General features: G+C 68.2%; 14 protein-coding genes and 1 pseudogene. 13 read left to right on the top strand and 2 right to left on the bottom strand.

What is annotated here, in order from left to right:
- The first annotated feature begins 3 nt into the window (after positions 1-3).
- Genes HUX88_RS17830 through mmsB form a run of 4 tightly spaced genes read left to right on the top strand, consistent with a single transcriptional unit; the run spans position 4 to position 3,970 of the window.
- A complete protein-coding gene (locus HUX88_RS17830; protein ID WP_176362644.1) occupies positions 4-1,164 on the top strand; it encodes an acyl-CoA dehydrogenase family protein in 1,161 nt (386 codons plus the stop codon).
- A complete protein-coding gene (locus HUX88_RS17825; RefSeq protein ID WP_176362643.1) occupies positions 1,161-1,946 on the top strand; it encodes an enoyl-CoA hydratase in 786 nt (261 codons plus the stop codon). Before HUX88_RS17830 ends, HUX88_RS17825 begins: the two co-directional genes overlap by 4 nt.
- Positions 1,939-3,066 carry an enoyl-CoA hydratase/isomerase family protein gene (locus HUX88_RS17820; protein WP_176362642.1) on the top strand — a complete coding sequence of 376 codons (1,128 nt, stop codon included), beginning with the start codon at positions 1,939-1,941 and terminating at the stop codon, positions 3,064-3,066. Before HUX88_RS17825 ends, HUX88_RS17820 begins: the two co-directional genes overlap by 8 nt.
- Before the next feature lie 16 nt (positions 3,067-3,082).
- On the top strand, positions 3,083-3,970 hold the full coding sequence (mmsB, locus tag HUX88_RS17815; protein WP_176362641.1) for a 3-hydroxyisobutyrate dehydrogenase: 888 nt from the start codon (positions 3,083-3,085) through the stop codon (positions 3,968-3,970).
- A 3-nt stretch (positions 3,971-3,973) separates the two neighbouring features.
- On the opposite strand, the gene HUX88_RS17810 is transcribed toward mmsB, so the two are convergent.
- Both HUX88_RS17810 and HUX88_RS17805 read right to left on the bottom strand, forming a co-directional pair.
- Complete coding sequence (locus HUX88_RS17810) at positions 3,974-5,212, bottom strand: D-amino acid dehydrogenase (RefSeq protein WP_176362640.1); 1,239 nt, start codon at positions 5,210-5,212, stop codon at positions 3,974-3,976.
- A gap of 4 nt (positions 5,213-5,216) precedes the next feature.
- Positions 5,217-6,479 carry a serine hydrolase gene (locus HUX88_RS17805; protein ID WP_229219406.1) on the bottom strand — a complete coding sequence of 421 codons (1,263 nt, stop codon included), beginning with the start codon at positions 6,477-6,479 and terminating at the stop codon, positions 5,217-5,219.
- A 151-nt stretch (positions 6,480-6,630) separates the two neighbouring features.
- Here HUX88_RS17805 and HUX88_RS17800 point away from each other — a divergent pair, with 151 nt between their 5' ends.
- The 9 genes and pseudogenes from HUX88_RS17800 (at position 6,631) to HUX88_RS33120 (ending at position 17,118) form a co-directional block, all read left to right on the top strand.
- On the top strand, positions 6,631-7,515 hold the full coding sequence (locus HUX88_RS17800) for an N-acetylmuramic acid 6-phosphate etherase (protein WP_176362638.1): 885 nt from the start codon (positions 6,631-6,633) through the stop codon (positions 7,513-7,515).
- A gap of 25 nt (positions 7,516-7,540) precedes the next feature.
- Positions 7,541-8,446: a LysR family transcriptional regulator gene (locus HUX88_RS17795; RefSeq protein ID WP_176362637.1), complete on the top strand. Its 906-nt coding sequence runs from the start codon at positions 7,541-7,543 to the stop codon at positions 8,444-8,446.
- A gap of 168 nt (positions 8,447-8,614) precedes the next feature.
- The gene (locus HUX88_RS17790) at positions 8,615-11,371 is read left to right on the top strand and encodes a TonB-dependent receptor (RefSeq protein WP_229213400.1); all 2,757 of its coding nucleotides are present in this window, start codon (positions 8,615-8,617) and stop codon (positions 11,369-11,371) included.
- Between the two features lie 94 nt (positions 11,372-11,465).
- Positions 11,466-12,392: an LD-carboxypeptidase gene (locus HUX88_RS17785; RefSeq protein ID WP_176362636.1), complete on the top strand. Its 927-nt coding sequence runs from the start codon at positions 11,466-11,468 to the stop codon at positions 12,390-12,392.
- A gap of 48 nt (positions 12,393-12,440) precedes the next feature.
- The gene (locus tag HUX88_RS17780; protein WP_176362635.1) at positions 12,441-13,238 is read left to right on the top strand and encodes a ferritin-like domain-containing protein; all 798 of its coding nucleotides are present in this window, start codon (positions 12,441-12,443) and stop codon (positions 13,236-13,238) included.
- A gap of 85 nt (positions 13,239-13,323) precedes the next feature.
- Positions 13,324-13,959: an aldehyde dehydrogenase iron-sulfur subunit PaoA gene (paoA, locus tag HUX88_RS17775; protein ID WP_176362634.1), complete on the top strand. Its 636-nt coding sequence runs from the start codon at positions 13,324-13,326 to the stop codon at positions 13,957-13,959.
- The gene (locus HUX88_RS17770; RefSeq protein WP_176362633.1) at positions 13,956-14,912 is read left to right on the top strand and encodes a xanthine dehydrogenase family protein subunit M; all 957 of its coding nucleotides are present in this window, start codon (positions 13,956-13,958) and stop codon (positions 14,910-14,912) included. Before paoA ends, HUX88_RS17770 begins: the two co-directional genes overlap by 4 nt.
- A 4-nt stretch (positions 14,913-14,916) precedes the next feature.
- Positions 14,917-16,254: a xanthine dehydrogenase family protein molybdopterin-binding subunit gene (locus tag HUX88_RS33130; protein ID WP_308937134.1), complete on the top strand. Its 1,338-nt coding sequence runs from the start codon at positions 14,917-14,919 to the stop codon at positions 16,252-16,254.
- Positions 16,206-17,118 (top strand): annotated as a pseudogene (locus HUX88_RS33120) (molybdopterin cofactor-binding domain-containing protein). Before HUX88_RS33130 ends, HUX88_RS33120 begins: the two are co-directional and overlap by 49 nt.
- The last annotated feature ends 13 nt before the right edge of the window (positions 17,119-17,131 follow it).

The raw sequence follows: 17,131 nt of genomic DNA, 5'->3' as shown, positions 1-17,131 counted from the left end.
ATCATGGACTTCGCGCTCAACGAGGAGCAGCGGGCATTCCAGCAGGCCGCGCGCGAGTTTGCCGAAGGCGAGCTCACGCCCAACGCAGCCCACTGGGACGCCGATGGCCACTTCAGCCGCGACGCCCTGGCCAAGGCCGGCGAACTCGGATTCTGCGGACTGTACACGCCGCAGCATCTGGGCGGGCTGGGTCTGTCGCGGCTGGACGCCGCCACCATCTTCGAGGAACTGGCGGCCGGCTGCACCTCCACCACCGCCTACCTGTCGATCCACAACATGGCGACCTGGATGGTGGCGCGCTGGGGCGGTCCGGACATGTGCCGGCAATGGGTGCCGCGCCTCGCCAGCGGCCAGGCCCTGGCCAGCTACTGCCTGACCGAGGCCCAGGCCGGCTCCGACGCGGCCTCGCTGCGCACCCGCGCCGAGCGCCAGGGCGGGAACTACCTGCTCAACGGCAGCAAGGCCTTCATCTCCGGCGCCGGCAGCACCGACCTGCTGGTGGTGATGGCCCGCACCGGCGACGACGGCGCGGCCGGCATCTCGGCCTTCGCGGTGCCGGCCGACACGCCCGGCATCAGCTTCGGCAAGAACGAGGAAAAGATGGGCTGGAAAAGCCAGCCCACCTGCGCCATCCACTTCGACAACGTGCTTGTCCCGGGCGCCAACATGCTGGGCGAGCCGGGCGAGGGCTTCGCGATCGCCATGAAGGGACTGGACGGCGGCCGCATCAACATCGCCGCCTGCTCGGTCGGCACGGCGCAGGCGGCGTTGGCGCGGGCCGGCGCCTACTTGAAGGAGCGCTTCCAGTTCGGCCGCGAGCTGGCGCAATTCCAGGCGCTGCAATTCAAGCTGGCCGACATGGTGACGGAGCTGGTCGCGGCGCGCCAGATGGTGCGGCTGGCTGCCTGGAAGCTGGACCAGGAAAGCCCGGACGCCAGCGTCTACTGCGCCATGGCCAAGCGCTTCGCCACCGATGCCGGCTTCGCCGTCGCCAACGAGGCGCTGCAACTGCACGGCGGCTATGGCTACATCCGCGAGTATCCGCTGGAGCGCCATGTGCGCGACACGCGGGTGCATCAAATCCTTGAAGGTACCAATGAAATCATGCGCCTCATCGTCGGCAGGGCCATCCTGCGCGAGGGCGCCACGGAGACAATCAAATGAACAAGACCTACGCAAACCTGCAAGTGGAACGGTGCCAGCACACGGCCGTGATCACCCTTGACAACCCGCCGGCCCACACATGGACGCTGGAGAGCCTGGCGGCGCTGGCCGAGCTGGTGGCTGACCTGAACGCCGAGCGCGACATCTACGCGCTGGTGATCACCGGCGGCGGCGCCAAGTTCTTCTCGGCCGGCGCCGACCTGAAGCTGTTCGCCGACGGCGACAAGGCCGTGGCCCGCGCGATGGCGCAACGCTTCGGTCTGGCGTTCGAAGCATTGTCCGGCTTCCGGGGCGTCAGCATCGCCGCCATCAACGGCTATGCGATGGGCGGCGGCCTGGAATGCGCGCTGGCCTGCGACATCCGCATCGCGGAGGAACATGCGCAAATGGCCTTGCCGGAAGCGGCGGTCGGCCTGCTTCCCTGTGCCGGCGGCACGCAGCAGCTGTCGTGGCTGGTCGGCGAAGGCTGGGCCAAGCGCATGATCTTGTGCGGCGAGCGCATCGACGCGCAGCGGGCCCTGTCCATCGGCCTGGTGGAGGAAGTGGTCGCCACCGGCGCCGCGCTGGAGGCGGCGCTGGCGCTGGCGGAGAAGTCGTGGCGCCAGAGCCCGAGCAGCGTCGCCGCCTGCAAGTCGCTGATCCAGGGCGCGCGCAGCCTGCCGCCGCAGCACATGCTGCCGCAGGAGCGCGAGCGTTTCGTCGATCTGTTCGATACGCAGGACCAGAAGGAGGGCGTGCTGGCCTTCCTGGAAAAACGTTCCGCACGGTGGCGCAATGCGTGACGCCGCCAACCTGGAGCGAGTCCCGGCGGTGCTGCTGGAAACACGCGCGGCCAACGACGGCAAGCGCATCGGCATCGCCACGCTGAACGTTCCGGCCACGCTGCACGCGCTCACGCTGGAGATGATACGTGCCCTGTACCTCGCCATGCAGGACTGGGCAAGGGATGACGGCGTCGCCTGCGTGGTGCTGCAATCGAGCACCAACAAGGCCTTCTGCGCCGGCGGAGACGTGCGTACGCTGCGCGACGCGATCCTGGCCGAGCCCACCGCCATGCCGAACCGCCACGCCGAGGCGTTCTTCAGCGAAGAGTACCGGCTCGACCATCTGATTCACACCTATCCGAAGCCGCTGGTGGTGTGGGGTGGCGGCATCGTCATGGGCGGCGGGCTGGGCTTGCTGGCCGGCGCCGGCCACCGCGTAGTGACGCCGACCACCCGCATCGCCATGCCGGAGATTACCATCGGCCTGTTCCCGGACGTGGGCGGCAGCTGGTTCCTGCCGCGCATGCCGGGCCGCAGCGGTTTGTTCCTCGGCCTGACCGGCGCCTCCCTGAACGCGCATGACGCGCTGTTCACCGGCCTGGGCGACTACTTCCTGCCGCAGGAACAACGCGCCGCCGTCATTGACGCGCTGTGCGCCGCCGACTGGCGCTCCGATCCCGCCATCGTGGTGGACCGCCTGTTGCGCGCGCTTAGCCTGCCGCCGGAATCGCTGCCGGTATCGGAGCTGCGCCACAACTGGGATACCATCGAAGCCATGACCGCGAGCCGCGAGCTGGGCGAGGTGGTGGCGGCCATCACCGGCTACCAAGGGGAATCGGCTTGGCTGCGGCGCGCAGCGGCGGCGTTGTCGAAAGGCGCGCCGTCGTCGGTGGCGCTGGTGTGGGAGCTGCAACGGCGCAGCCGCCACCTCGGCTTGGCCGACGTGTTCCGGCTGGAGCTGATCGTTGCGCTGCAATGCTGCGCCCATCCCGACTTCACCGAGGGCGTGCGTGCGCTGCTGGTCGAGAAGGACAACGCGCCGCAATGGTCGCCATCCACGCTGTATGCGGCCCAGGCCAGCGTTGGCGAATTCTTCCGGGCGCCGTGGCAGCGGCATCCACTGGCGGATCTGAACTAATAAAACAGGAGACAACATGCATATCGCTTTTATCGGACTGGGTAACATGGGCGCGCCGATGGCGCACAATCTGCTGCGTGCTGGCCGCAAGGTTTCGGTGTTCGACCTGTCGGCGGCGGCCATGGAGAGCCTGCATAGCGCAGGCGCGCAGGCCGCCACGTCTGCGGTCGCGGCGGTGCGCGAAGCGGACGTGGTCGTCACCATGCTGCCGGCGGATCGCCACGTGCGCGAGCTGTACCTGGGCGAGCGGGGCATCCTGGCGCACGCCAAGCCCAACGCCCTGTTCATCGATTGCAGCACCATCGCCGCCGATGCTGCGCGCGCGGTGGCCGCCGCAGCGGAGGAACGCGGCCTGGCGATGATCGACGCGCCGGTTTCGGGCGGCACATCGGGCGCGGCGGCCGGCACGTTGACCTTCATCGTCGGCGGCGAAGCGGCGGCGCTGGAGCGCGCCCGTCCGGTGCTGGAGCAGATGGGCAAGAACATCTTCCACGCGGGCGGTCCCGGCGCCGGACAGGTCGCCAAGATCTGCAACAACATGCTGCTGGGGATACTGATGGCGGGCACGTCGGAGGCGCTGAACCTGGGCGTCGCGCACGGCCTCGATCCGAAGGTGCTGTCGGACATCATGGCCAAGAGCTCGGGCCGCAACTGGGCGCTGGAACTGTACAACCCCTGGCCGGGCGTGATGGACAACGTGCCGGCCTCGCGCGGCTATGCCGGCGGCTTCGGCACTTCGCTGATGCTGAAAGACCTGGGCCTGGCGCAGCAGGCCGCGCAATCGGCCGAGGCGGCCACGCCGTTGGGCAGCCTGGCGCGCCAGCTGTATCAGCTGCACCTGCAGCAGGGCCATGGACAGCAGGACTTCTCCAGCATCCTGCGCCTGTTCCAGAAGCAGTCCTGACCGTCAGCGGCGCAGCGTCAGTCCGTCCAGCGCGATGGGTGTCGCTTCGCCGCGCAGCATTTTCGACAGCAGGCTGGCGGTGCCGCAGGCGAAGGTGAAGCCCAGCGGTCCGTGGCCGACGTTCAGCCACAGATTGTCGTAACGGGTGGCGCCGATGATGGGCGCGCTGTCCGGCGTGGCCGGACGCAGGCCGGCCCATGCCTCGGCCGGCGCGTTGGCGGGGGCGGGCGGCAGGGCCGCCCTGGCCAGCCGCACCAGGCCCTGAATGCGGCGTGGGTTGATGCGGTTGTCCGCGCCCACCATGTCCACCATTGCCGCCACGCGCAGCTGTGCGCCGATGCGCGCGTATAGCACCTTGCGTTCAAAGTCGGTCACGCTGATCTGCGGCGGCACGTCGGACGGCCGGATCGGCGCGGACAGGCTGTAGCCTTTCAACGGATACAGCGGCAGATGGATGCCCGCGCTGGCCGCCAGGTCGCGGCTCGCGATGCCGGCGGCCAGCACAAACTGGTCGGCGCGCAGCGGGCCCGAGGTGGTGTCCAGCTGGATCGCTTGGCCGTGTTCGGTGCGTATGCCGGTCACGTCGCGATGCAGTACGCCGTTGAAATTGGGATGCGATTGCAGCCGCCGCGCCAGCGCCAGGCAGAAGGCGTGGCAATCCGCCACCGCCTCTCCCGCATTGAAGATGCCGCCCGCCAGATCGGCTTGCAACGCCGCCAGCGCGGGTTCGCGCTTGACCGTGGCGGCAGGCGGCAGCACTTCGGCATCGGCGGCGGCCAGGCTGGCGGCGCGCTCGAACAGGCGCGGGCTGCGGTACACCACCAGCTTGCCGGCGTCGCGCCAGGCGAAGTCCGACAGCGGCACGTGCAGCGACAATTCGCTCATCGCCTTGCGGCTCAACTCGCCCAATTGCAGCAGCGTCGCGGTGGTGCGGCGGTTGGCGGCCGCGTTGCAGTTGGCGAGGAAGCGCGCCAGCCAGCGCCATTGGCGCAGGTCCGCCTCGGGCCGGAAGCGCAGCGGGCCGTCGGGCTGGAACAACCAGTGCAAGGCCTTCAAGGGCACGCCGGCATCCGCCAGCGGCGACACGTAGCGGTAGCTGAGCTGACCGCCGTTGCGGTAGCTGGCCATGCTGCCGACCTCGGCCTCGCGCTCGACCAGCGTCACGCGATAGCCGGCCTCGGCCAACCACCAGGCCGAGGTCAGCCCCACCACGCCGCCGCCGATGACGATGACTTCGCTCATCGCTTCACCTGCCGAGTATGGCGTGGCGATACAGCGCGGTCAGGATGCGTTCTTCGCTGCGCGTCATCGCCGAGTAGCGGCCGGGATTGCTGTCGGGATCGGTGCCCGTGCCGCCGATCAGCGACACCATGCCGTTGCCGCGCTGCAGATCGACCACGAAGGTCGAGATCAAGCCGTACGCCTCGCCCAAGTGACCGGCGGCGGTGAAGCCGCCACCCTCGACCAGCCGGCCGCGCCCGAAGCGCTGGTTGCCCAGTCCCCAGCTTTGATACAGGCCGCGATAGGTGTCGCCGTTGCTGCCGTTGTGCTTCCACTGCTGGCTGAACATCAGCGCCACCGATTCGGGCCGGAGGATCTGGCGGTCCTGGTAGCGGCCGTGCTGGATCAGCATCAGCATCACCTTGCCCAGGTCTGCGGCCGAGATGCGCAGGCCGCCGGTCGGACTGAACAGCGTGCCGTTGCTGCCGATGACGTAGGTGGCGATGTTGGCGGGCGCCGCCGGCGGGCGGGCGCTGTAGTCGTCCACCTGCGCGATCCACGGGCCGTCGGGATTCCACACCTCGGTGTCGACGGTGCGTTTGCGGTACAAGGTCGCCACGTTGTCGATGTCCTCGGCCGTGAATTCGGCGGGATTGTAGCCGCCGCGCAGTTCCATCGGATCGAGCAGCAGGCGCTTCATCAGGCGGTCGAAGCGCTCGCCGCTGACCTTCTCCATGATGGTGCCGATCACGCCCCAGTTCAGGTTGGTGTACATGAAGTAGTCGCCCGGTCCGGCCTCGCCGGCCCACATGCCGGGCGCGCCGCTGGTCAGCCGGTCGCGGATGGCGACGTCCGCGCCCCAGAAGTAGCCGGCCTCGTCGCGCAGGGACGAGGTGTGCGTCAGCAGCATGCGCAGGGTGATGGGCCGGTCGGGAAAGTGCGGATTGCGCAGCGCATAGCCGAGGTACTGCCCGACATCGGTGTCCAGTTCCAGCAGATGCTGCTCGATCAGCCGCATCACGCCGAACGTGGTCATCATCTTGGAGATGGAGGCGATGCGGTACATGGTGTCCGCGTTGGCCGGCGCGGCCGATGCGCCGATGCGGCGCTGGCCGGTCTGGAACTGATACTGCACCTTGCCGCCGCGAACGGCCAGCACCGACAGGCTGGCCAGCGGCATCGCCTGGTCGGCCGCCACGGCGCCCAGTTCCTGGTCCAAGGTCGCGGCCATGCCGCTGGCGCCCGCCATCAACAGCATGCCCATCAGTGCCTGCATTTCTCGTTTCATGTGGGGCCTGTAGTGTACTCGATGGTAGCGAGAATACTGTGAGCGGGGGACGGTCGCCAATGAAAACCGGCTGTGACCGTATAACTTTTCGGAATGCCTTCCTGGCAAGCTTTCATGGGCGCAGGCGCTTGTTCAAGACTACACTTTCTGCATGCTCAACACTGAACGCCCCAGTCAGGAACATGCCGGCCTGGATGAATACCCGGTCCCCAAGCTGGTCGGCACGCTGATCGCTGACCAGTTCCAGGCCGTCGCCGCCGTGCAGGCAGCCGCCGGCGCGATCGCCGCCGCGGTCGAAGCCGCCGTGCCGCGCATCGCCGCCGGCGGGCGGCTGATCTACGTCGGCGCCGGCACCTCGGGGCGCCTGGGCGTGCTCGACGGCGTGGAGCTGCACCCGACCTTCTCGTGGCCGCACGAGCGCGCGTTGTCGCTGCTGGCCGGCGGCAAGGGCGCTATGTTCGCGGCGGTGGAGGGCGCGGAGGACGACGCCAAACAAGGCTTCCTCGACCTGGCCGCCTTGCTGCCGCAGCGCGACGACGTGGTGCTGCTGCTGGCCGCGTCCGGCAGCACGCCGTATGTGCTGGGCGCGCTGGACGCGGCCCGGACCTCCGGCGCGCTGACCATCGGCATCGCCAACAACGCCGAGGCCCCGGTGGCCGCGCGGGCCGAGCTGGGCATCACGCTCGACACCGGCCCCGAAGTCATCTCCGGCAGCACGCGCCTGAAGGCCGGCACTTCGCAAAAGATCGTGCTCAACACCATCTCCAGCGCCATCATGGTCCGGCTGAACAAGGTCCACGGCAACCTGATGGTCGACATGAAGGCCACCAACGCCAAGCTGCTGCGCCGCGCCGTGGCGCTGACCATGCACGCCACCGGGGCCGACGAGGCCAGCGCCCGCTTCGTGCTGGAGCAGTGCGACCACCACGTCAAGGTCGCCATCGTGGTGCTGCTACGGCAGGTCCCGGTGGCGCGGGCGCGGCTGCTGCTGGACCAGGCTCATGGCAGCGTTCGCTCGGCACTCCTGCTACAGTAGCGCATCGTCATAGCGAAAGAGGAAGATGCGGCTGCGTCACATAGAAGTTTTTCACGCCATCATGCAGGTCGGTACCATCAGCGGCGCGGCGCAAGTGCTGCACATTTCGCAGCCGGCCGTGACCAAGGTCCTGCAACACTGCGAACTGCAACTGGGCATGCCCCTGTTCGAACGCGTGCGCGGCAAGCTCTACCCCAAGCCGGAGGCGCACCGCCTGTTCGCCGAGACCGAAAAACTGAACCGCGACCTGCAAGGCATCCGCCGCCTGGCCGCCAGCCTGAAGGGCCGCGCGGTGGAGACCATCCGCCTGGTGGCGACGCCGACCCTGGCCGCCAGCGTGCTGCCGCAGGCGATGAGCAACTGGCGCCGCGCCTTCGCCGACACCCGCTGCGAGCTGGCGACCCACCACACCAGCGAGATCGTCAACACCCTGCGGCTGGGCGAGGCCGACCTCGGCCTGTCGCTGCAGGACCCGCGCCATCCCGGCATCGTCGCCGAGCCAATCGCGCAGGGCGTGATGACGGTGATCGCGCCGCCCGGCCGCTGGTCCGCCGCGCAGCTGGCGCAGCCGTTCGCCGCGCCCGAGCTGGAGGGCGAGCTGATAGGCTACGCCGACAACGACCCGCTCGGCGACCTGGTGCTGGCGGCCTGCGAGGCGCAAGGCATGCAGCCGCACTTCCACACCGTGGTGCAAACCTACCAGATCGCCCGCTCGCTGGTGGAGACCGGCGGCGGCATGGCGGTGGTCGATCCATTCACGGCCGCGTCCGGACGCGGCCACCTGCAAAGCCGGCCGTGGACGCCGGAGATTCCGATCCAGCTGTATCTGCTGACGCCGGCCCACGCGCCGCTCTCGCACGGCGCCAGCCAGCTGGCCCGCAGCATCGCCGAGGCCGCCCGAGTGCTGTTATCTCCGGGAAATGTGGTTTAAAAGATACAAATGTCTTTCCTGAAAGTCACTCCCACTGGCATGCTGCGGGGGAGAGCGCCGCTGCATGAGTAAAAGTTATACGGACAAAAGCTATTTTCATTGGCTGGTCAATGTTGCAAGGCGCTAATCTGGAAAAATAAGCATTCAGATTCACCACAGGGAGAGACCGTGAAGGTTAAAAAACTGGCGCATGCGATTGCGCTGATGGGTGTGTTCGTTCCGGCCGCAGGTCCGGTGTTGGCGCAGGAAGTCATGCAGCGCGTGGAAATCACCGGCAGCAGCATCAAGCGCCTGGCGAAGGAGGGCGCCTTGCCGGTGCAGGTGATCAATTACGACACCATCGAAAAATCCGGCATCACCAGCACCGAGCAGCTGATCCGCAGCCTGTCGGCCAACGGCACCGGGGCCGACAACATGACCTCGGGGAACAACGTGTTCGGCGCGGATGCCGACCGCGTCAGCGGCGGCGCCTCGTATGCGTCGCTGCGCGGGCTCGGGCCCAACAGCACGCTGGTGCTGCTCAATGGGCGCCGCATCGCCACCTTTGGCGCCAGCGCCAAGGCGGTCGACCTGAACGCCATCCCGCTGGGCGCGATCCAGCGCGTGGAGATCCTCAAGGACGGCGCCTCGGCGATCTACGGCACCGACGCCATCGGCGGCGTCATCAACTTCATCCTGCGCACCGACTACCACGGCGCCGAAGTCTCGCTCAACGACAACTTCACGCAGCATGGCGGCGGCGCCACCCGCCGGCTGTCGCTGCTGGGCGGCATCGGCTCGGTGCAGAAGGATGGTTTCAACGTCATGGGCAGCGTCACCTATGACAACAATGAAAAGCTCAGCTCGCGCGACCGCTCGTTCGCCAACGGCTTCCAGCCCGAGCGCGGCCTGTCGCCGGACACCACCGGCACGCCGTTCGCCAACCAGCTGAGCGGCGCCGGCACCGCGCTCGGCACCGGCTTCAAGCGGCCGGGCGACAACACCACCTACCTGCAGGCCAATCCGCTGAGCTTCCAGGGCAAGTGCGACAGCATACCCGGCATGTCGCAGTACCAGACCGCGCTGTGGAAGGACGTCACCGCCGCCACGCGCAGCACCTATTCCTGCGCCTACGACTACGGCGCCGACTACATCATCAGCGTTCCGGTCGAGCGATTGAACGCGGTCGCGCGCGGCACGCTGCAGATCAGTCCCGACCACAAGCTGTTCGTCGAGGCGCTGTACGGCCACAACAAGGCCCTGGCGGAGTTCACGCCGGTGCAGATCCAGACCTCTCTGGCCGCCGGCAACGCCTACCCGGTCGGCGGCGCCTACTACCAGGACTTGTCGGCCTACATTCCGACCTTCGACAAGACCAAGCCCATCATCTACAAGTGGCGCGCCAACGCGTGGGGCGACCGCAAGCAGGAAAACGTGACCGACAACCTGCGCCTGCTGGTCGGCGCGGAAGGCGTCCTGTTCGGCAAGTGGGATTACCGCGCCGGCTTCTCGCATGGCGAGAGCACCACCAAGACCGCGCTGCTGGACGGCTACGGCTACACCAGCCAGATCTACGCGGCGCTGGGCGGCGGCAAGATCAATCCGTGGCTGACCGCCGGCCAGACGCAGACGCCGGAAGCGATGCAACTGGTCGAGTCGACCAAGTTCCGTGGCGCTTTCCAGCACGGCAAAACCACGCTGACGCAGCTGGACGGCAACCTGTCCGGCGAGGTCTGGCAATTGCCGGCCGGCGCGGTGTCGATGGCGGTCGGCTTCGACCTGCGCCGCGAGGGCTACAACTTCGGGCAGGATGTCGACGCCACGCAGATCCTGCTGGCGCCGGGCAATGCCGCGCTGAACGATGCGAGCCGCGACATCAAGGCGGTCTACACCGAGCTGATCGTGCCGATCACCAAGGAACTGGAAACGCAGCTGGCCGTGCGCCGCGACCACTACAGCTTGTTCGGCTCGACCACCAATCCGAAGATCTCGTTCCGCTACCAGCCCAACAGCATGCTAGTGTTCCGTGGCTCGGCCAACAAGGGCTTCCTGGCGCCGAGCTTCACGCAGTTGTACTCGGGCCGCTTGTCGCAGGAACTGCCGAACGGCACCATCGACCCCATATTCTGCCCGACCCATCCCGGCGACCCGGCCTTCTGCGCCATCGCGCGGCTGCCGTACTTCAGCGGCGGCGACCCCGCGCTGAAGCCGGAAACGTCGAAGCAGGGCAGCCTGGGCATGGTGATCGAGCCGGTGCGGGGTTACTCGGCGTCGCTCGACTACTGGGCGGTCAACTCGCAGAACCGCATCCTGAACCGCACGCCGCAAGTGGTGCTGGCCAACGCGGCGCTGCTGTCCCAGAACATCATCCGCAACCCGGACAACACCATCGCCTATGTGAACGCGGGCTGGATCAACGCGGCCGGCATCAAGACGCGCGGCGCCGACCTGAGCTTGCACGGCGAAGGCAAGGTCGATGCCTACAAGTGGATCTTCAACCTGGACGGCACTTACACGCAGAGCTTCAAGTTCGCCGAGATCGAAGGCCAGCCGTACAAGGAATACGTCGGCAACTTCTACACGCGCGACCTGTACCTGCGCTGGAAGCACAACGCCAGCATCACGTTGTCGCGCGGCGACTGGAGCGGCATGCTGATCCAGAACTACAGCTCCGGCTACAAGGACCAGTTGCCCGACGCCGGCAAGGCGCCGCCGCCACCGGGCTTCAACCCGGACGTGAAGGCCTACACCAAGTACGACCTGTCGGCCTCGTACACCGGCTTCAAGAACCTGACGATCACGCTCGGCATCCAGAACCTGCTGGACACCAATCCGCCATTCACCGCCCACAACGTGGACGAGGTGGTGGGCGCCGGCTGGGATCCACGGGTTGCCGATCCGCGCGGGCGCTCGCTCAACGTACTACTCAAGTACAAGTTCCTGTAATGTCTACGGCGAACGGCCGGCGGCGGTTCGGCCATCTGCTGGCCGCCGCCGCGCTAGGGCAGGCGCCGGCGATCCGCCGCCTCGCAGGAAGGCGATGCGACTGATCAAACCACCGCGCTTGCAGCCGGGCGACCTGGTCGGCCTGATCGCGCCTGCCGGCCACACCAACGACGCCGCGCTGGCCGAGGCCGTCGCCAATATCGAGTCGCTCGGACTGCGGGTGCGTTTGGGCGACAACATCAACTACGTCTACGGCAATTACGCCGGCACGGTCGAGCAGCGGCTGGCCGACCTGCATGCGATGTTCCGCGATCCCGAGATCAAGGCGGTGTGGGCGGTGCGCGGCGGTTCCGGCTGCATCTCGCTGCTGGAGCATATCGACTACCGGCTGCTCCGCGCGCATCCGAAAGTGCTGATCGGTTACTCGGACATCACCTGCCTGCACCTGGCGCTGCTCAAACAATGCGGACTGGTTACGTTCCACGGCCCGGTGGGCTCGTCCACCTTTTCGGACTACTCGGTGGCGCAGATGCGCAGCGTGCTGATGTCGCCGCAGGAGAACTACACCATCGCCATGTCCGCCGACAATCCGCCGCCGCGCACCGTGCATGGCGGCGTCGCCACCGGAAGGCTCATCGGCGGCAACCTGTCGCTGGTCGCCGCGCTGGCGGGCACGCCGTACGCGGCCGACTTCAAGGACGCCATCCTCTACCTGGAGGAAGTCAACGAGGAACCCTACCGCATCGACCGCATGATGACGCAACTACAGCTCAGCCAAGGCTACCGCAACGCCGCCGCCGTCATGCTGGGCATCTTTGAAAACTGCGAAGGCGCCGACGGCGAGAGCGCGCTGTCGCTGGACGATACGGTCGACCAGCACCTGCTGCCGCTGACACGGCCCGCCGTGGCCGGCTATTCCTTCGGCCACATTCGCCATCAGTTCACGCTGCCCGTCGGCCTGCGCGCCCGCCTGGACACCGAACAGCAAACCTTGACTTTACTGGAGCCGGCGGTCAGCTAGCCGCCGCATTTGCTACACTGCGTCCTTTTCAAAGCTTCAAGGAACACCATGTCGAGCCCAACCGAGTTGCGCGCCTACGCGCTGCATTGCCTGCTGGAGAACGATCCCGCCATGAAAGTGACGGCGGTGGCGGCCATGGCGGCAGCATCGCGCGCGGGCGATTGCGGGCTGGACCCGGCAGGCGCCATCGTGCCGGCCGGCGCCATCCCGGGCCGTCCGGACAAGCCGGACCTGGTGCCGCCGCTGTCGGTCGGGCGGCGCTCGATGGCCACGGTGGAGGGCCGGGCCATGCTGATCCACGCGCTGGCGCACATCGAATTCAACGCGGTCAATCTGGCGCTGGACGCGCTGTGGCGCTTCCCCGATCTGCCGCTGGAGTACTACATCGACTGGCTGCGCGTGGCCGCCGAGGAGGCCACGCATTTCGCGATGCTGGCGGCCCATCTGGAAACGCTGGGGTATCGCTACGGCGACTTCCCGGCCCACGACAGCCTGTGGGAAATGGTCGGCAAGACCACGGAGGACGTGCTGGCCCGCATGGCCCTGGTGCCGCGCACGCTCGAGGCGCGCGGGCTGGACGCGATCCCGCCGCTGCGCGCCAAGCTGGCCCAGGCGGGCGACCGCGACGCGGCGGCCATCCTCGACATCATCCTGCGCGACGAGATCGGCCACGTGGAGATCGGCAACCGCTGGTACAACTACCTGTGCCAGCAACGCGGCCTGGAGCCGCGCGCCACCTACGCTGAGCTGGCCGTGCGCTACAAGGCGCCCACGCCGCGCGGCCCGTTCAATATCGACGCCCGCCTGAAGGCCGGCTTCACCGAGGAAGAGGTGCGGGCTTTGTAGCCGCTGTGTGAACGAACGTACAGTTCGTTCGCGGGGGGCGGCCTATCATCGAGGTCGCCGATACGCCCCCCGGAGACGCAAGCCCATGAACGACTTCAGCGACATCAACCACGCGCGGCGCGATCTGTTGATCGCGGGCGCCCTGTCCGCCACGGCCGCCGCCGTGCCCTCGATGGCCGACGCCCAGCCGGCCGCCAGTCCGGCGCCTATCCATGCCGGCGTATCGCTGAAGGTGAACGGCAAGGCCGAACATCTCGACCTCGACACCCGCACCACGCTGCTGGACGCACTGCGCGAGCATCTGCACCTGACCGGCACCAAGAAGGGCTGCGACCACGGCCAGTGCGGCGCCTGCACCGTCATCGTCGACGGCCGCCGGCTCAACTCCTGCCTGACGCTGGCGGTGATGCACGACGGCGCCCAGGTGACCACCATCGAGGGACTGGGCAGCAAGGACAAGCTGCATCCGATGCAGGCGGCCTTCATCAAGCACGACGGCTACCAGTGCGGCTACTGCACCCCGGGACAGATCTGTTCGGCGGTGGCGGTGCTCGATGAAATCAAACAAGGCATCCCCAGCCACGCCAGCGCGGACCTGAACGCCAAGCCGCTGCTGAACGCGGAGGAGCTGCGCGAACGCATGAGCGGCAATCTGTGCCGCTGCGGCGCCTATTCCAACATCATCGACGCCATCGCCGAGGTCGCGGGGAGGACGGCATGAAAGTGTTCAGCTATCAACGCGCGACGTCGCCGACGGCGGCCGCCGCCGCCGCCGCGGCCAGCACGCCGGGCGCCAAATTCATCGCCGGGGGCACCAACCTGCTTGACCTGATGAAGCTGGAGATCGAAACCCCGGCCCACCTGATCGACGTGAACGGCCTCGGCCTGGACAAGATCGAGGCCACAGGCCAGGGCGGCCTGCGCATCGGCGCGCTGGTGCGCAACACCGACCTGGCCGCCGACCCGCGCGTGCGGCGCGATTATGCGGTGCTGTCGCGCGCCTTGCTGGCCGGGGCATCGGCCCAGCTGCGCAACCGGGCCACGACCGCCGGCAACCTGTTGCAACGCACCCGCTGCCCGTACTTCTACGACACCAACCAGCCGTGCAACAAGCGCGCGCCGGGCAGCGGCTGTTCGGCCATAGCTGGCCACAGCCGCAACCACGCCGTGCTGGGCGCCAGCACGGCCTGCATCGCCACGCATCCCAGCGATATGGCGGTGGCCATGCAGCTGCTCGACGCCAGCGTCGAGACGGTGCGCCCGGACGGCTCCGCGCGCAGCATTCCGATCGCCGACTTCCACCGGCCGCCCGGCACCACGCCGCAGATCGAACACGCGTTGATGCCCGGCGAACTGATCACCGCCGTGACGCTGCCCGCGCCGCTGGGCGGCACGCACATCTACCGCAAGGTCCGCGACCGCGCTTCGTACGCGTTCGCGCTGGTGTCCGTGGCGGCGGTGGTGCAGCCGGACGGCACGGGCAGGGTGGCGCTGGGCGGGGTCGCCTACAAGCCGTGGCGCATGCCGGCCGCCGACGCCAGCATGCCGCAAGGCGCCAAGGCGGTGGCCGAGCAACTACTGGCCGGCGCCCAGACCACGCCAGACAACGCGTTCAAGCTCACGCTGGTGCAGCGCACGCTGCATGCCGTGCTGACGCAAGCGCAGAAAGCCTAATGCGATGAAATTCACCAAGCCCGCCACCACCAATCCCATCGACCAGCTCAAGGTGGTCGGCAAGCCTACCGACCGCATCGACGGTCCCCTCAAGACCAGCGGCAGTGCGCCCTATGCCTACGAGCAGCACGCGGCCGCGCCCAACGCCGCGTATGGCTACGTGGTCGGTTCCGCCATCGCCAAGGGGCGCATCGCCGCGATGTCGCTGGACGAGGCCAGGCGCGCGCCGGGCGTGATCGCCATCGTCACGGCCGAGAACGCGGGCAAGCTGGGCAAGGGAAAAATGAACACCGCCAAGCTGCTGGGCGGACCGGACATCCAGCACTACCACCAGGCCGTGGCGCTGGTGGTGGCGGAGACGTTCGAGCAGGCGCGCGCCGCCGCGCAACTGGTGCGTGTGAGCTATACGGCGGAAAAGGGCGCCTACGACCTGGCCGCCGCCAAGGACCAGGCGACAGCGCCATCCGGCAAGGACAACGCGGACACCCGCACCGGTGACTTCGAGCGCGCCTACGCGGCCGCCCCGGTGCGGCTGGACGCCAGCTACACCACGCCCGACCAGGCCCACGCGATGATGGAGCCGCACGCGTCGATGGCCGCGTGGGACGAGGCCAGCGGCCAGCTCACCGTCTGGACCGCCAACCAGATGATCGATTGGGGCAAGGGCGACCTGGCCAGGACGCTGGGCATCCCCAAGGACAAGGTGCGCCTGATCTCGCCCTACACCGGCGGCGGTTTCGGCGGCAAGCTGTTCGTGCGCGCGGAGGCGCTGCTGGCGGCGCTGGGCGCCCGGGCGGCGCGGCGACCGGTCAAGGTGGCGCTGCAACGGCCGCTGATGTTCAACAACACCACGCACCGGCCGGCCACGATACAGCGCATCCGCATCGGCGCCGGCCGCGAGGGGCGGATCAGCGCCATCGGCCACGAGAGCTGGTCCGGCGACCAGCCCGGCGGCAAGCCGGAGACGGCGGTGCAGCAGACCAAGCTGCTGTACGCGGGCGCCCACCGCATGACCCGGATGAGGCTGGCCGTGCTCGATCTGCCCGAGGGCAACGCGATGCGCGCGCCGGGCGAGGCGCCGGGCCTGATGGCGCTGGAGATCGCGATGGACGAGATGGCAGAGAAGCTCAAGATGGACCCGGTCACCTTCCGCATCATCAACGACACCACCTCCGATCCCGCCAAAAAGGAGCGCAAGTTTTCGCAGCGGCGGCTGGTGGAGTGCCTGCGCACCGGCGCCGACCAGTTCGGCTGGAGGCGCAGCGCGCGGCCCGGCCAGATGCGCGACGGCCCGTGGCTGATCGGTATAGCGTGGCCGCCGCCTTCCGCAACAACCTGGTGACCAAGTCGGCGGCCCGCGTGCGGCTGGACCGCGCCGGCGTGGTCACGGTGGAAACCGACATGACCGACATCGGCACCGGCAGCTACACCATCATCGCCCAGACCGCCGCCGAGATGATGGGCGTGCCGCTGGCGCGGGTGGTGGTCAAGCTGGGCGATTCGGACTTCCCGGTCTCGTCCGGCTCGGGCGGGCAGTGGGGCGGCAACAGCTCGACGGCGGGCGTGTACGCGGTTCGGTGCGGCGCTGCGCGCGGTTACGGTGGCGCAAAAGCTGGGCTTATTCAGACGAGGCCGTGTTCGCCGATGGCGTCGTCAGCGGGCGGGTTCGGCGCCGCTGGCGCAGGCCGCCGCCGACGGCGTGCTGGTGGCCGAGGACTTCATGGAATACGGCGACCTGGACAAGAAGTTCCAGCAATCCACCTTCGGCGCCCACTTCGTCGAGGTCGCGGTCGACGCCGCCACCGGCGAGACGCGCATCCGGCGCATGCTGGCGGTGTGCGCGGCCGGCCGCATCCTCAACCCGAAATCGGCGCGCAGCCAGGTGATCGGCGCCATGACCATGGGCGCGGGCGCGGCGCTGATGGAGCAACTGGTGGTGGACAAGCGCGGTGGCTTCTTCGTCAACCACGACCTGGCCGGCTACGAGGTGCCGTCGCACGCCGACATTCCGCACCAGCAGGTGATCTTCCTCGACGAGACCGACCCGGTGTCATCGCCGATGAAGGCCAAGGGCGTTGGCGAACTGGGCATCTGCGGCGTGGCCGCGGCGATCGCCAACGCGGTCTACAACGCCACCGGCGTGCGCGTGCGCGACTACCCGCTCACGCTCGACAAGCTGATCGCGAAAATGCCGGAGAGTGCCTGACGCCACACTTTCA

The sequence above is a fragment of the Duganella sp. BJB1802 genome, assembly GCF_013369445.1.
GTDB classification, from domain to species: Bacteria; Pseudomonadota; Gammaproteobacteria; order Burkholderiales; family Burkholderiaceae_D; genus Rugamonas; species Rugamonas vulcania_A.
Note: the sequence above shows the minus strand (reverse complement) of the source record. Positions and strands in the feature narration are given on the sequence as shown.

Excerpts from the sequence above, each read along its gene's own strand:
- HUX88_RS17810 (WP_176362640.1), bottom strand. The coding sequence starts at position 5,212 with ATGAGCGAAGTCATCGTCATCGGCGGCGGCGTGGTGGGGCTGACCTCG.
- HUX88_RS17820 (WP_176362642.1), top strand. The coding sequence starts at position 1,939 with ATGCGTGACGCCGCCAACCTGGAGCGAGTCCCGGCGGTGCTGCTGGAA.
- HUX88_RS17795 (WP_176362637.1), top strand. The coding sequence starts at position 7,541 with ATGCGGCTGCGTCACATAGAAGTTTTTCACGCCATCATGCAGGTCGGT.
- HUX88_RS17805 (WP_229219406.1), bottom strand. The coding sequence starts at position 6,479 with ATGAAACGAGAAATGCAGGCACTGATGGGCATGCTGTTGATGGCGGGC.
- HUX88_RS17770 (WP_176362633.1), top strand. The coding sequence starts at position 13,956 with ATGAAAGTGTTCAGCTATCAACGCGCGACGTCGCCGACGGCGGCCGCC.
- HUX88_RS17830 (WP_176362644.1), top strand. The coding sequence starts at position 4 with ATGGACTTCGCGCTCAACGAGGAGCAGCGGGCATTCCAGCAGGCCGCG.
- HUX88_RS17825 (WP_176362643.1), top strand. The coding sequence starts at position 1,161 with ATGAACAAGACCTACGCAAACCTGCAAGTGGAACGGTGCCAGCACACG.
- HUX88_RS17780 (WP_176362635.1), top strand. The coding sequence starts at position 12,441 with ATGTCGAGCCCAACCGAGTTGCGCGCCTACGCGCTGCATTGCCTGCTG.
- paoA (WP_176362634.1), top strand. The coding sequence starts at position 13,324 with ATGAACGACTTCAGCGACATCAACCACGCGCGGCGCGATCTGTTGATC.
- HUX88_RS17785 (WP_176362636.1), top strand. The coding sequence starts at position 11,466 with ATGCGACTGATCAAACCACCGCGCTTGCAGCCGGGCGACCTGGTCGGC.
- HUX88_RS17800 (WP_176362638.1), top strand. The coding sequence starts at position 6,631 with ATGCTCAACACTGAACGCCCCAGTCAGGAACATGCCGGCCTGGATGAA.
- HUX88_RS33130 (WP_308937134.1), top strand. The coding sequence starts at position 14,917 with ATGAAATTCACCAAGCCCGCCACCACCAATCCCATCGACCAGCTCAAG.
- mmsB (WP_176362641.1), top strand. The coding sequence starts at position 3,083 with ATGCATATCGCTTTTATCGGACTGGGTAACATGGGCGCGCCGATGGCG.